This window comes from Streptomyces sp. NPDC001514, from assembly GCF_053597075.1.
Genome location: NZ_JBSFHO010000012.1, coordinates 129420 through 143903, shown reverse-complemented (window position 1 = coordinate 143903; position 14484 = coordinate 129420). Strand labels below are relative to the sequence as shown.

Genomic DNA, 14484 nt, shown 5'->3' with positions numbered 1-14484 from the left:
AAAACAGGGAAGCCCGGGTCCGCGCGGGCACGTACCCTTTTCTGTTGTGCCGAATGCCAACGAAGACAACCCCACTGCACTGAGCCACGTGCAGCGCCGCGCGGTCAGCGAACTGCTGCGGGTGTCCCCTGTCGCCGATCACCTGGCCCGCCGGTTCCAGGAAGCCGGGTTCAGCCTAGCCCTGGTCGGCGGCTCGGTCCGGGATGCGCTGCTCGGCAGGCTCGGTAATGATCTCGACTTCACGACCGACGCCCGCCCCGAGGACGTTCTGAAGATCGTCCGGCCGTGGGCGGACTCGGTGTGGGAGGTGGGGATTGCATTCGGCACGGTCGGCTGCCAGAAGGACGCCCGCGTCGGAGACGTTCTTCAGCGCTTTCAGATCGAGGTCACGACCTACCGCTCCGAGGCCTATGACCGGACCTCGCGCAAGCCCGAGGTGTCCTACGGCGACTCCATCGAGGAGGACCTTGTCCGCCGCGACTTCACCGTGAACGCGATGGCCGTCGCGCTGCCGGAGAAGGAGTTCATCGACCCGCACGGAGGCCTGGAGGATCTCGCGACGCGAGTGCTCCGCACTCCCGGTGCCCCCGAGGACTCCTTCTCGGACGACCCGCTGCGCATGCTGCGGGCTGCACGCTTCGCGGCCCAGCTGGACTTCGAGCTGGCGCCCGAGGTTGTCACCGCGATGAATGGGATGGCGGACCGAATCGAGATCGTCTCCGCCGAGCGGATCCGTGACGAGTTCAACAAGCTGATCCTCTCCCCGTATCCCCGGAAGGGCCTGGCGCTCCTTGTCGACACCGGTCTTGCCGAACACTTCATCCCTGAACTGCCGGCGCTCCGCCTGGAGAGCGATGAGCACCACCGGCACAAGGATGTGTACGAGCACTCACTGACCGTGTTGGATCAGGCGATCGAGCTGGAGGAGAGCGGCCCGGATCTTGTGCTGCGTCTGGCCGCGCTGCTTCACGACATCGGGAAGCCGAGGACCCGCAGGTTCGAGACGGACGGCCGGGTTTCCTTTCACCACCACGAGGTCGTGGGCGCCAAGATGACCAAGAAGCGGCTGACGGCGCTCAAGTACTCCAACGACATGGTCAAGGACATCTCGCGGCTGGTTGAGCTGCATCTGCGCTTCCACGGCTACGGCACCGGCGAGTGGACCGACTCGGCGGTGCGGCGCTACGTACGGGATGCCGGCCCACTGCTGGAGCTGCTGCACAAGCTGACCCGCTCGGACTGCACCACTCGGAACAAGCGGAAGGCGAGCGCACTGTCGCGCGCCTACGACGGGCTCGAGGAGCGCATCGCCCAGCTCAAGGAGCAGGAGGAACTGGACTCGATCCGCCCGGACCTCGACGGCAACCAGATCATGGAAATCCTTGGCGTCGGCCCCGGGCCCGTGGTCGGCAGGGCGTACCAGGCCCTCCTGGAGCTGCGGCTGGAGAACGGGCCCATGCAGCACGAGGCCGCCGTCGCCGCGCTCAAGGAGTGGTGGGCCAAGCAGGGCTGAGTCCGACCGTGGCCCGTTTCACGCGAGTGATGTTTCACGTGAAACACGCCAGGGTCGACTGGTCGAGGGGCGATGTTTCACGTGAAACATCGCCCCTAGCGCCAACGGGCCATGGCAGTCGCTACGGCGGCATAGAGGGCGGCGACCGAGAGGACGAGCGGCACTGACCTGCCGTCCGGTGGCAGCATCAGGGCGGCCACGCCCGCGGCGGCCACGAAGGCAACGTTGATCACCACGTCGTAGAGGGAGAACACCCGGCCACGGAAGGCGTCGTCGATGGAGGTCTGCACGACCGTGTCGGTGGCGATCTTGGCTCCCTGGGTGTTGACCCCGAGGACGAACGCAGCGATGAACATCGGTGCGGGGGCGAAGGGGAGTCCAAGTGCCGGCACGAGAATCGCCGCCACTCCTGCGCAGGTCGCCACCCAGCCGTACTCTCCGAGCCGTGCGACCGCCCATGGCGTGATGGCGGCCGCAGTGAAGAAGGCTGCCCCCGAGATCCCTACGGCGAGACCCAGAAGAGTGAGCCCCTCGGACTCCGTCTCCGACCATGCGTACCGGCAGAGCATCAGCACCATGACGGTCAGCGCGCCGTAGCAGAAGCGGAGCAGAGTCATGGCTGCCAGGGCGCGGGCGGCGACCTGGCGCTCCGCCAAGTGGCGCAGCCCGCCCACAAGGCCGCGGACTGTCGAGGCGACGGCGGCGCCCAGCCGTGACTGCACGAGCTCCGGATCAGGCCCGAGCAGCTCCCGCGCCATGCGCAGAGAGGCGAGTCCGGCGCAGAGATAGACCGCGGCGCCCAGCAGTACCACCGTGGCGTCGGAGCCGTGGGCGACCACGCGTAGGGCGACGGCGAGCGCACCGCCCGCGGTCGCGGCAAGCGTCCCCGCGGTCGGTGAGAGGGAGTTGGCCATGACGAGCCGCTCCTCATCGACGACGCGTGGCAGCGCGGCGGACAGTCCGGCCAGGATGAACCGATTGACGGCCGTGACGGAGAGCGCGGAGACGTAGAAGAGCCAGTCGGGAACAGCGCCGACAATCAGCACCGCGGTGCCGGCAGCGAGCACGGCTCGGAGGAGATTGCCGTAGAGGAAAACCTGACGGCGCTGCCAGCGGTCCAGGAGGACGCCCGCGAAGGGGCCGACGAGCGAGTACGGCAGCAGCAGCACGGCCATCGCGGAGGCGATCGCGCCGGGCGAGGTCTGCCTCTCCGGTGAGAAGACGACGTACGTGGCGAGCGCCACCTGGTAGACGCCGTCGGCTGACTGCGAGAGCAGCCGCACGGTGAGCAGTCGGCGGAAGTTCCTCAGGCGCAGGAGTACGCGCAGATCACGTACGACAGGCATGTGCGCAAGCGTCACACAGGAAGAGGGTCCCCGGGCAGAAGCCACGGGGACCCTCACATGTCCGGCAGGACAAGCGCCGGCCTGCTGTCTCGCCGGCGCGCTGCGCTCTGTCTGCTCAGCGCGCTGTGCTGCTCGCTAGCGCGCTGAGCTCAGTCTCGCTAGCGCTCGACCTCACCCCTGATGAACTTCTCGACGTTCTCGCGCGCCTCGTCGTCGAAGTACTGGACCGGCGGGGACTTCATGAAGTACGAGGACGCCGACAGGATCGGGCCGCCGATCCCCCGGTCCTTGGCGATCTTCGCCGCGCGCAGGGCGTCGATGATGACACCCGCAGAGTTCGGGGAGTCCCACACCTCGAGCTTGTACTCCAGGTTCAGGGGGACGTCACCGAACGCACGGCCCTCCAGGCGCACGTACGCCCACTTGCGGTCGTCGAGCCAGGCCACGTAGTCCGACGGGCCGATGTGCACGTTCTTCTCACCGAGTTCCCGGTCCGGGATCTGGGAGGTGACGGCCTGCGTCTTGGAGATCTTCTTGGACTCCAGGCGCTCACGCTCGAGCATGTTCTTGAAGTCCATGTTGCCGCCGACGTTCAGCTGCATCGTGCGGTCCAGGATGACGCCCCGGTCCTCGAACAGCTTCGCCATGACACGGTGCGTGATGGTGGCGCCGACCTGCGACTTGATGTCGTCGCCGACGATCGGGACACCGGCCTCGGTGAACTTGTCCGCCCACTCCTTGGTGCCGGCGATGAAGACCGGGAGAGCGTTGACGAAGGCGACCTTGGCGTCGATGGCGCACTGCGCGTAGAACTTCGCGGCGGCCTCGGAGCCCACCGGCAGGTAGCAGACGAGCACGTCGACCTGCTTGTCCTTGAGGATCTGGACGACGTCGACCGGGGCCTCGGGGGACTCCTCGATGGTCTCGCGGTAGTACTTGCCCAGACCGTCGAGGGTGTGGCCCCGCTGGACCTTCACGCCCGTGGACGGCACGTCGCAGATCTTGATGGTGTTGTTCTCGCTGGCACCGATGGCGTCCGCGAGGTCGAGGCCGACCTTCTTCGCGTCGACATCGAAGGCGGCCACGAACTCGACGTCCCGGACGTGGTACTCGCCGAACTGGACGTGCATCAGACCCGGCACCTTGGCGGCCGGGTCGGCGTCCTTGTAGTACTCGACGCCCTGCACCAGCGAGGCGGCGCAGTTGCCTACGCCGACGATGGCTACGCGAACCGAACCCATTCCGGTTGCTCCCTGTTTGTTCTCGTACGAGACCCTGCGTGGATGCAGGGCCTCACTTGGTGGTGTCATCGGACGGATCCGGCGCGTCGGGGTGCCCGGACGAGCTCCCCTCAGGGGGCACTTCGCCCCGGTGCCGGGGCAGGCCGCCCGTCTCTCCAGATGTGGTGTCCTGCTGAGCGGCTTCCCCGGGGGCGGAGGATCGTCGCTGATCCCGCCCCGCCCGCTCGCTCTCGATGAGCTCGTTCAGCCAGCGCACTTCGCGCTCCACGGACTCCATGCCGTGGCGCTGCAGCTCAAGCGTGTAGTCGTCGAGGCGCTCGCGCGTACGGGCGAGGGAGGCGCGCATCTTCTCCAGACGCTCCTCCAGCCGGCTGCGCCGGCCCTCCAGCACGCGCATCCGCACCTCGCGCTCCGTCTGCCCGAAGAAGGCGAACCGGGCGGCGAAGTGCTCGTCCTCCCAGGTGTCGGGGCCGGTGTGGGAGAGGAGCTCCTCGAAATGCTCCTTACCTTCCGCCGTCAGCCGGTAGACGATCTTTGCCCGGCGGCCGGCGAGGGAGGCGGCGAGGGCGTCCTCAGGAGCGCTGCCCGGCTCCTCGATCAACCAGCCGTTGGCGACCAGCGTCTTGAGGCAGGGGTAGAGGGTCCCGTAACTGAAGGCCCGAAAGATTCCCAGCGACGTATTGAGCCGCTTGCGCAGCTCGTACCCGTGCATCGGAGCCTCACGGAGCAGGCCGAGAACGGCGAACTCGAGGATGCCGGAGCGCCTGCTCATCGATCGCCTCCTCCGTCTTCCCCGGCTCCTATGCCGTTCTGATGTATCGATTCGATACATCCAGACGATAGAACGGCGGCTCTGTCGCGACAAGGGGAGTCATCGTGACCGGCATCACATCGTCAATTCGCAGCAATTGAGTTGCCTGATTTCGGGTGAATTATGCCGATAGGCAGGTTTTGGTCGTGCGTAGTCTGTGCGGCATGCAGACCACCGGGAACCGTGTGACGCCAGGGAGCGTCATCGTCCTGGATGCATCACGGATGAGCCCGTCGCCGGGCTGGTCCGTATTCATTGCGGGGGGACCGGATCTCAACTGCCGCTTCCAGGCGTTCATGCCTGCCCGAGGAGTAGTCGTTCGATGAGCGAGCACCGTCGCAAACTGCCGCAGCCCCAGGGTGGCGGACGTGCCGCGGCCAGGCGCGCCGCCCAGCAGCCCTCAGGCCGCCGCGCAGCCCCCAGGGGCGCCAGCACCGGATCCCCTTCCGACGCGTACGGGCAGGAGCAGCCGTACGGCGGACGCGCCGAAGCCCGGCGCGCCGCTCAGCGCGGCGGTGGGGGGCGTAGAAGGGCCGCCGAGGGTGGTGGAACGGGCTACGGCGGCCACGGTGGGGGCCGACGTGGCGGAGGCGGTGGCCACGGCGGACCGGGCGGCCGCGGGCGGGGCGGCAGCCCCGGCAAGAAGCGGCTGATCGACTATCCGCGCCACGACAAGTACGGCTGGCGGCGCTGGGTCCCGTCGTGGAAGCTCATGACCGGGCTCTGCCTGGCCTTCCTAGGCAGCCTGATGGCGGCGGGGACGATCGCGTACGCCATGGTGGAGGTGCCCAACCCCACCCTCGCCTCGAAGGCGGAGAACAACGTCTACTACTGGGCGGACGGCTCGCAGATGGCCGCCACCGGTGGTGAGATCAACCGGCAGATCATCGGAATCGAGCAGATCCCGGTGGACATGCAGAACGCGGTGATCTCGGCGGAGAACAAGACCTTCCTGAAGGACTCGGGCGTCGACCCGATGGGTATCGGGCGTGCCATCTTCAACATGGCGAGGGGCCAGCAGACCCAGGGTGGCTCGACGATCACGCAGCAGTACGTCAAGAACACGCGGCTGAACCAGGAACAGACCCTGAGCCGTAAGTTCAAGGAGCTGTTCATCTCCATCAGGGTCGGCGCCACGCTGGACAAGCCCGAGATCATGGAGGGCTACCTGAACACCGCGTACTACGGACGCGGTGCCTACGGAATCCAGGCCGCAGCTCGCACGTACTACGGCACGGACGCCAAGAAGCTCAACGCGAGCCAGTGCGCACTCCTCGCGTCGCTGCTCAAGGGCGCCACGTACTACGACCCGGCCGGCGCTCCGGAGATCGACCCCAAGGCCAACGCAAAGGACAACACCGAGCGCGCCACCAAGCGCTGGACGTGGATCCTCGACGAGATGGTCAAGGACGGCCACCTCGATGCTGCGGAGCGTGCCACGTTCACGAAGTTCCCCATGCCCCTGAAGCCGAAGAAGAACGCGCAGCTCAACGGTCAGGTCGGCTATCTGGTCGACCTGGCCAAGGCCAACTTCGTCAACAGCAACGACCGTGGCATCACCGCCGAGGACCTGACAAAGGGCGGCTACGAGATCCACACGACCTTCGACAAGACAAAGGTCAATCTGCTCGAGAAGGCCGTCAAGAAGGTCTACAAGGAGAACATCGATCCCAAGAAGCGCCCGGACAAGGACACCCACGTCCAGTTCGGCGGCGCCTCGGTGGACCCGAAGACCGGCGCGATCGTTGCCATCTACGGCGGTGAGAACGCGACCAAGCACTTCACCAACAACGCCGACGAGACCGGTGCCCAGGTCGGATCGACCTTCAAGCCCTTCGTTCTCGCCGCGGCGATGAAGGACGGTGTGCGCGATCCCGAGCTCGGCCCGGTTCAGGGGCCGGAGACCCGCAGGCGTGTCGACCCCGACAAGAGCAAGTACAACGGCGTCAACAAGCTCAAGATCAAGCTGTACAACGGGGACGTCTGGCGGAACGAGAAGGGCGAGGAGTGGCTGCAGACCAATGACGGCCAGGAGTCGTACAAGGACATCACCCTGCGCGAAGCCATGATCCACTCGGCCAACTCGCCCTTTGTCCAGCTGGGCATGGACGTCGGCATCGACAACGTCAGGCAGACGGCGGTCGCCGCCGGCCTGCGGGAGAACAGCCTCGTCAAGGCCAACGTCCCGTCGTTCTCGATCGGTATCTCCAGCCCCAGCGCCATCCGCATGGCGGGGGCGTACGCGACGTTCGCGGCCAACGGAAAGCAGCGCGATCCGTACTCGGTCACGAAGGTCGAGAGGCGCGGGAAGACCATCTACGAGCACGAGGACAAGGCCAAGGTGGCCTTCCCGTCCAACATCGCGAGCAATGTGACCGATGTGCTGGTGGACGTCGTCGAGAAGGGCACGGGTACCAACGCCAAGCTCCCGGGCCGTCAGGTCGCCGGCAAGACCGGTACCACCGACGGCAACAAGTCCGCCTGGTTCGTGGGATACACACCCCAGCTGGCGACCGCCATCGACATGTACCGGATGGACGACAACGCGGAGAGCAAAAACCGCAAGTTCCTCGAAATGTTCGGCACGGGTGGCCAGAAGAAGATCCACGGTGCGTCGTTCCCGTCCGAGATCTTCAAGGAATACATGTCGGGAGCGCTGGAGAACGCGGAAGTGATCCGCTTCCCGGAGCCGGAGCCTCTCGACGCCGAGGCCGTCTACGGCGGTGGTCAGCCCAGCCCCACCCCGACGCCGTCCTCGTCGCCTTCCGGGAGCCCGTCCGAGAGCCCGTCCGGGATCCCCTCGGAAACCCCCTCCAAGTCGCCCGGCCCGAACAACTCCTGCCGCCCGTTCGACTGGAACTGCACCCCGACCGCGGGCCAGGACGGCGGTGGTGACACCACCGGCACCGACGCGGGCGGAGTGACCGACGGTGGCACGACGGACGGCGGTGTGACCACCAGCCCATCGCCCACAGACACCGGTGGCAACGGAAAACCGGGCAACGGAAACAGCGGCTGGCTCGCAGGCTCGGAGGGCTGACGGCCTGACGTTTCGTACCGGCCAAGAGGCGGTCGCACAGGAAGCGTTATTTCCCGTGCGACCGCCTTCTGCCGTCGTGGACAACCCGAACGGCACCGAGCGGTATCGCTTCCGTGCCGCCGGCGGATCGCCGCCGCCCCTCGGCACAGCCCGGTACGGCAGGATGTTCCTATGCCGAGCCCAGAGAAGACGAGCACGCGCCAGGACCAGCCGGTGGTACGTCCCACACAGCGGGACGAGGTCGCCGCGGCCGGCAGTGAGCTGATCGGCGGACCGCTGGGCCGCTTTGCACGGGTCGGCAGCAGCTCGTTCACACCCGTACGGGTCGTCGCGCTGGTAGCGATCGGGATGTTCGCGCTGGGCATGGTGCAGAAGATCCCCTGCTACGAGTGGGCGTGGTTCCGGGGCGCCGGCTCGCAGTACACCCACGCCTGCTACTCCGACATCCCGCACCTCTTTCTCGGGCGGGGCTTCGCCGACGGTCTTGTGCCGTACTTCGACCGGCTCGGCGGCGACATGGAGTATCTCGAGTACCCGGTCCTCACGGGGCTGTTCATGCAGGTCGCCGCCTGGCTGATCCTGCCCTTCGACGGCTCTGTCCAGCAGCGCGAGCAGGCGTACTGGATGGCCAACGCGGGCATGCTGCTCATCTGCACCGTCGTCATCGCGGTCTGCGTCACCCGCACCCACCGCAGGCGCCCCTGGGACGGGCTGCTGGTCGCCCTGGCGCCCGCGTTCGCCCTCACCGCCACCATCAACTGGGACCTGTTCGCGGTGGCCCTCACAGCCGCGGCGATGCTGATGTGGTCGCGCGGACGTTCTCTGGCCTTCGGCATCCTCATCGGCCTGGCGACTGCGGCCAAGCTCTATCCGGTGCTGCTGCTCGGACCGCTGCTGGTGCTCTGCTGGCGGGCCGGCAAGTACCGGGAGTACGGGGCGGCACTACTGGGTGCGGCAGGCGCCTGGCTGGCGGTGAACCTGCCGGTGATGCTGCTCGCGCCCGAGGGTTGGAAGTTGTTCTACAGCTTCAGTCGCGAGCGGGGGGTCGACTTCGGCTCCTTCTGGCTGATCATCACGCAGCGCACGGGCGAGCAGCTGGACGTCGACGCCGTCAACACGTACGCGACGCTGCTGATGATCCTGGCGTGCGCGGGCATCGCGGCGCTGGCCCTGACCGCACCGCGCCGACCGCGGTTCGCCCAACTCGCCTTCCTGGCCGTGGCTGCCTTCATCCTCACCAACAAGGTCTACTCACCGCAGTACGTACTGTGGCTCATCCCGCTTGCCGCACTTGCCCGGCCGCGCTGGCGGGACTTCCTGATCTGGCAGGCCTGCGAGGTCATGTACTTCCTGGGCATCTGGATGTATCTCGCGTACACGACGAGCGGCGACAAGCACCAGGGGCTGCCGCAGGAGGGCTATCAGCTGGCGATCGCCCTGCATCTGCTGGGGACGCTCTACCTGTGCGCGGTGGTTGTCCGGGACATCCTGATGCCGGAGCGGGACGTCGTACGGCAGGACGGGTCGGACGACCCTTCGGGCGGTGTGCTGGACAGGGCGCCGGATGTGTTCGTGCTCGGCCGGGCGGCGCATCCGCCGCGGCACGCGGCACACGCGGTGGAGGGGCCCCGGGTGGAGTGGGGGATGAAGAGCGCCGCAGGGTCCACGGGGACCACCGCGGGCTGACCGGGGCCACGGGCACGCCTGTCAGGGCCCCGGGGCCACGGCCGCGCCGTAGCCCCCGGGGCGCGGCGCCTAGTGGTCGACCAGGCGGTCGAACTGCGTGGTCGTGTGGCGCAGATGGGCAACGAGCTCGTCGCCGACCTTCGGCTCCTCGGCGTCCGCGGGGACGAACAGGATCGAGACCTGCATGTGCGGCGGCTCGGCGAACCAGCGCTGCTTGCCCGCCCAGACGAACGGCGAGAGGTTGCGGTTGACCGTGGCCAGGCCGGCGCGGGCGACGCCCTTGGCGCGCGGCATGACGCCGTGCAGGGCCTTCGGCGCCTCCAGGCCGACGCCGTGGGAGGTGCCGCCGGCGACGACCACGAGCCAGCCGTCCGACGCGGCTTTCTGCTGGCGGTAGCCGAAGCGGTCGCCCTTGGCGACGCGGGTGACGTCGAGGACGGAGCCGCGGTACTCGGTCGCCTCGTGGTCGCCGAGCCACAGCCGGGTGCCGATCCGGGCGCGGAAGCGGGTCTGCGGGAACTGCTGCTGCAGGCGGGCCAGTTCCTCGGCGCGCAGATGGCTCACAAACATGGTGTGCAGCGGCAGCCTGGCGGCGCGCAGCCGGTCCATCCAGCCGATGACCTCTTCGACCGCGTCGGAGCCGTCCGTGCGGTCCAGCGGCAGGTGCAGCGCGAAGCCTTCGAGGCGTACGTCCTCGATCGCGGCGTGCAGCTGGCCCAGTTCCTGCTCGGAGACGCCGTGGCGCTTCATGGAGCTCATGCACTCGATGACGACGCGTGCGCCGACCAGGGCGTGCACCCCGTCGACCGACGAGACGGAGCGGATGACCCGGTCCGGCAGTGGAACCGGTTCCTCGCCCCGACGGAACGGGGTGAGGACGAGAAGGTCGCCGCTGAACCAGTCCTTTATCCGGGCCGCTTCGTAGGTCGTGCCGACGGCGAGCATGTCCGAGCCGAAGCGGGTCGTCTCCTCGGCGAGCCGCTCGTGGCCGAACCCGTAGCCGTTGCCCTTGCAGACCGGTACGAGGCCCGGGAACTGGTCGATCACGGACTTCTGGTGCGCCCGCCAGCGCGCGGTGTCGACGTAGAGGGAGAGCGCCATGGCCGGGACCGGAACCTTTCTGGTGGCAGCGGTGTATCTGCGATATGAGCGAGATTACGGAAGAATCAGCGGCGCGACATGTAGATGTCGAGCGCCTTGTGCAGCAGCTTGTTGAGGGGGAAGTCCCACTCCCCGACGTATTCGACTGCCTCTCCGCCCGTGCCGACCTTGAACTGGATCAGGCCGAAGAGGTGGTCGGTCTCGTCGAGCGAGTCGCTGATGCCCCGCAGGTCGTAGACGGTGGCGCCCATGGCGTACGCGTCGCGCAGCATCCGCCACTGCATCGCGTTCGAGGGCCGGACCTCGCGCCCGATGTTGTCGGACGCTCCGTAGGAGTACCAGACATGGCCGCCGACGACGAGCATCGTCGCCGCCGACAGGTTCACGCCGTCGTGCCGCGCGAAGTAGAGGCGCATGCGGTTCGGGTCCTCGTTGTTCAGCACCGTCCACATGCGCTGGAAGTACGAGAGCGGGCGCGGGCGGAAGTGGTCCCGCACGGCCGTGATCTCGTACAGCCGCTGCCACTCGGCGAGGTCGTCGTAGCTGCCCTGGACGACCTCGACGCCTGCCTTTTCGGCCTTCTTGATGTTGCGCCGCCACAGCTGGTTGAAGCCCTTGAGGACGTCGTCGAGCGACCGGTTGGCCAGCGGCACCTGGTAGACGTACCGGGGCTGGACGTCACCGAAGCCGGCGCCGCCGTCCTCGCCCTGCTGCCAGCCCATCTTGCGGAGCCGGTCCGCCACCTCGAAGGCGCGCGGCTCGATGTGGGTGGCCTCGACATCACGCAGTCGCTTCACATCCGGGTCCTGGATGCCCGCCTTGATCGCCGGGGCGTCCCAGCGGCGGATGACGACCGGCGGACCCATCTTCACGGAGAAGGCGCCCTGGTTCTTGAGGTGGGCCAGCATCGGCTGCAGCCAGTCGTCCAGGTTCGGGGCATACCAGTTGATCACCGGGCCCTCGGGCAGATACGCCAGGTACCGCTTGATCTTGGGCAGCTGGCGGTACAGGACGAGCCCGACTCCGACGAGCTCACCGCTCTTGTCGAACCAGCCGAGGTTCTCGGAGCGCCATTCCGTCTTGACGTCCGCCCACGCCGGGACCTGGCAGTGACTCGCCGCAGGCAGGCTCTGGATGTATGCCAGATGCTGCTCTCGGCTGATGGTCCTCAGGGTCAGGCTCATGCGGGGCGCTCCTCGGCAGGTGTGTCCCCATGGGTACAGGGGCTCCGGCTCTCGCGCCGAAGCCTACTGGGCGTGGGGAGCGCCCCGCGTGGCCGCGGGGGAACGGGGGCCTAGTAGCCGATCAGCCCGCCGAAGAGCCCGCCGTTTGCCATCCCGAGGAAGAAGCCGACGGCAGCGGCACCGAGTCCGATGACCGTCAGGAAGCGCTCGCGGGTCGTGACCGAGATGAACTGGCCGTACCCACCGGTGAGGATGCCGATCAGGCCGGACCACGAGCTGAGCAGGTGGAGGCTGTCGAACTGCGCGGACACAAAGGCCACGACGCCCAGGACCAGCGTCGCGGCCATCAGGGCGTCCTGGAGCGGATGGGGCTTGCCGTCCGTGGCGAAGAGAGAGCCGGTGGGATTCGGTTGCGTTTGCGCCATGAAGCACCTCCTGGCATTCCTGGAAGGCGGCGCACTGTGACGCCGCCCACACCGATGCGTCCAGAGTGCGGTGCCCGGCCGCCGGATTTCAACCGGAAGCCGGTCTGCAGGTACTGTGTACGGTCTGCACCGGTGTCTGCCCAGCCCCGCACTCGATCCCTCGCTCATCGAGGCCGATTGTCAGTGGGGCCTGATTTACTCGTAGACATCGATGCTCACGCATCACGACCCTCCTGCCACGGAACGACCGTGGCCGCTGAGTCCAAAGGAGGTGGGTTCCACATGCGTCACTACGAGGTGATGGTCATCCTCGACCCCGATCTCGAGGAGCGCGCTGTCTCCCCGCTGATCGAGAACTTCCTCTCCGTCGTCCGTGAGGGCAACGGAAAGGTGGAGAAGGTCGACACCTGGGGCCGTCGTCGTCTCGCTTACGAGATCAAGAAGAAGCCCGAGGGCATCTACTCGGTCATCGACCTGCAGGCCGAGCCTGCGGTCGTCAAGGAGCTCGACCGCCAGATGAACCTGAACGAGTCGGTCCTCCGGACCAAGGTCCTCCGTCCCGAGACCCACTGAGCACCTAGCTCAGAGGTCATCGGGTTCGAGTAGCAGCAAGCAGCCAAGCAATCCCGCCGAGAGGTTCACCCATGGCAGGCGAGACCGTCATCACGGTCGTCGGCAATCTCGTCGACGACCCCGAGCTGCGCTTCACCCCGTCCGGTGCGGCGGTCGCGAAGTTCCGCGTCGCGTCCACTCCCCGCACCTTCGACCGTCAGACCAATGAGTGGAAGGACGGCGAGAGCCTCTTCCTCACCTGCTCGGTCTGGCGTCAGGCGGCGGAGAACGTCGCCGAGTCGCTCCAGCGAGGCATGCGCGTCGTCGTGCAGGGCCGGCTGAAGCAGCGGTCCTACGAGGACCGCGAGGGCGTCAAGCGCACGGTCTACGAGCTGGACGTCGAGGAAGTCGGCCCCAGCCTCAAGAACGCCACGGCCAAGGTCACCAAGACCACCGGTCGCGGTGGTCAGGGCGGCTACGGCGGCGGCCAGCAGGGCGGCGGCAGCTGGGGCGGCGGTCCCGGCGGTGGCCAGCAGGGCAGCGGCGGTGCTCCCGCCGACGACCCCTGGGCCACCAGTGCGCCGGCCGGCGGCCAGCAGCAGGGCGGCAGCGGTGGCAGCTGGGGCGGAGGCTCCGGCGGCGGCTACTCGGACGAGCCTCCCTTCTAGGGATCAGTCCCATCGGGATCCGTCCCAGGGACAGCTCGTACCCCCACTTCTTGATCACACAGGAGATACACCATGGCGAAGCCGCCTGTGCGCAAGCCGAAGAAGAAGGTCTGCGCATTCTGCAAGGACAAGACCGCGTACGTGGACTACAAGGACACGAACATGCTGCGGAAGTTCATTTCCGACCGCGGCAAGATCCGTGCCCGTCGCGTGACCGGCAACTGCACGCAGCACCAGCGTGACGTCGCCACGGCCGTCAAGAACAGCCGTGAGATGGCGCTGCTGCCCTACACGTCCACCGCGCGCTAAGGGAAGGGTGACCAACACATGAAGATCATCCTCACCCACGAGGTCTCCGGCCTCGGCACTGCCGGCGACGTCGTCGACGTCAAGGACGGCTACGCTCGCAACTACCTGGTCCCGCGCGGTTTCGCGATCCGCTGGACCAAGGGTGGCGAGAAGGACGTCGCGCAGATCCGTCGCGCTCGCAAGATCCACGAGATCGCGACCATCGAGCAGGCCAACGAGATCAAGGCCAAGCTCGAGGGCGTGAAGGTGCGTCTGGCCGTTCGCTCCGGCGACGCCGGCCGCCTCTTCGGCTCCGTCACCCCGGCTGACATCGCCTCGGCGATCAAGTCCGCCGGTGGCCCGGACGTCGACAAGCGCCGCGTCGAGCTCGGTTCGCCGATCAAGACCCTGGGCTCGCACCAGGTGTCCGTGCGTCTGCACCCCGAGGTTGCTGCCAACCTCGGCATCGAGGTCGTCGCTGCCTGAGCGACCGCTCGAAGAGCATGAGAGGGGCGCCCCCCCCCGGGGGGGGGGCCGCGCGGCGTGTGACGGGTAAAAGCCGGGGTGCGCCGGGGGCGCCCCGGGCGGTGCAGCCGCCCGGGGGGGGGCGGCGGCCCCCGGGCAGCGTG

Annotated in this window: 13 protein-coding genes; 7 read left to right on the top strand and 6 right to left on the bottom strand. The window is 67.6% G+C overall.

The genetic code is table 11. From position 1 onward, the window contains the following. Window positions 1–46: 46 nt before the first annotated feature. Window positions 47–1513, top strand: a complete 1467-nt coding sequence (locus ACWCXB_RS15535; RefSeq protein ID WP_450722995.1) for a CCA tRNA nucleotidyltransferase — start codon at window positions 47–49, stop codon at window positions 1511–1513. A gap of 95 nt (window positions 1514–1608) precedes the next feature. Here the strand turns inward: ACWCXB_RS15535 and ACWCXB_RS15530 are convergent, their stop codons facing one another. From ACWCXB_RS15530 to ACWCXB_RS15520, 3 genes are all read right to left on the bottom strand, one after another. Then, window positions 1609–2859, bottom strand: coding sequence for an MFS transporter (locus ACWCXB_RS15530; RefSeq protein ID WP_450722993.1), 1251 nt, complete (start codon window positions 2857–2859; stop codon window positions 1609–1611). 158 nt (window positions 2860–3017) lie between these two features. Next, entirely contained in the window at window positions 3018–4100 is a 1083-nt protein-coding gene (locus tag ACWCXB_RS15525; protein ID WP_450722991.1) for an inositol-3-phosphate synthase, read from the bottom strand. A gap of 52 nt (window positions 4101–4152) precedes the next feature. Continuing rightward, window positions 4153–4872 (bottom strand): helix-turn-helix transcriptional regulator, encoded by a 720-nt coding sequence (locus ACWCXB_RS15520; RefSeq protein WP_450722989.1) that lies wholly within the window; start codon window positions 4870–4872, stop codon window positions 4153–4155. A gap of 361 nt (window positions 4873–5233) precedes the next feature. Here ACWCXB_RS15520 and ACWCXB_RS15515 point away from each other — a divergent pair, with 361 nt between their 5' ends. Beyond that, window positions 5234–7951, top strand: coding sequence for a transglycosylase domain-containing protein (locus tag ACWCXB_RS15515; protein WP_450722987.1), 2718 nt, complete (start codon window positions 5234–5236; stop codon window positions 7949–7951). A gap of 171 nt (window positions 7952–8122) precedes the next feature. Next, entirely contained in the window at window positions 8123–9637 is a 1515-nt protein-coding gene (locus ACWCXB_RS15510; protein WP_450722985.1) for a glycosyltransferase family 87 protein, read from the top strand. A 69-nt stretch (window positions 9638–9706) separates the two neighbouring features. On the opposite strand, the gene ACWCXB_RS15505 is transcribed toward ACWCXB_RS15510, so the two are convergent. The 3 genes from ACWCXB_RS15505 to ACWCXB_RS15495 all read right to left on the bottom strand — a co-directional run bounded on the left by ACWCXB_RS15505 (window position 9707) and on the right by ACWCXB_RS15495 (window position 12347). Continuing rightward, window positions 9707–10738, bottom strand: a complete 1032-nt coding sequence (locus ACWCXB_RS15505; protein WP_450722983.1) for an alanine racemase — start codon at window positions 10736–10738, stop codon at window positions 9707–9709. 65 nt (window positions 10739–10803) lie between these two features. Continuing rightward, entirely contained in the window at window positions 10804–11922 is a 1119-nt protein-coding gene (locus tag ACWCXB_RS15500) for a lipid II:glycine glycyltransferase FemX (protein WP_450722981.1), read from the bottom strand. A gap of 110 nt (window positions 11923–12032) precedes the next feature. Next, on the bottom strand, window positions 12033–12347 hold the full coding sequence (locus ACWCXB_RS15495; RefSeq protein WP_450722979.1) for a hypothetical protein: 315 nt from the start codon (window positions 12345–12347) through the stop codon (window positions 12033–12035). A 282-nt stretch (window positions 12348–12629) separates the two neighbouring features. Between ACWCXB_RS15495 and rpsF the strand changes: the two genes are divergently transcribed. From rpsF to rplI, 4 genes are all read left to right on the top strand, one after another. Continuing rightward, complete coding sequence (gene rpsF / locus ACWCXB_RS15490) at window positions 12630–12920, top strand: 30S ribosomal protein S6 (RefSeq protein WP_004950685.1); 291 nt, start codon at window positions 12630–12632, stop codon at window positions 12918–12920. Between the two features lie 71 nt (window positions 12921–12991). Continuing rightward, a complete protein-coding gene (locus ACWCXB_RS15485) occupies window positions 12992–13567 on the top strand; it encodes a single-stranded DNA-binding protein (protein ID WP_450722977.1) in 576 nt (191 codons plus the stop codon). A 72-nt stretch (window positions 13568–13639) separates the two neighbouring features. After that, window positions 13640–13876 (top strand): 30S ribosomal protein S18, encoded by a 237-nt coding sequence (gene rpsR / locus ACWCXB_RS15480; protein ID WP_005315025.1) that lies wholly within the window; start codon window positions 13640–13642, stop codon window positions 13874–13876. An 18-nt stretch (window positions 13877–13894) separates the two neighbouring features. Beyond that, a complete protein-coding gene (rplI, locus tag ACWCXB_RS15475; RefSeq protein ID WP_450722975.1) occupies window positions 13895–14341 on the top strand; it encodes a 50S ribosomal protein L9 in 447 nt (148 codons plus the stop codon). The last annotated feature ends 143 nt before the right edge of the window (window positions 14342–14484 follow it).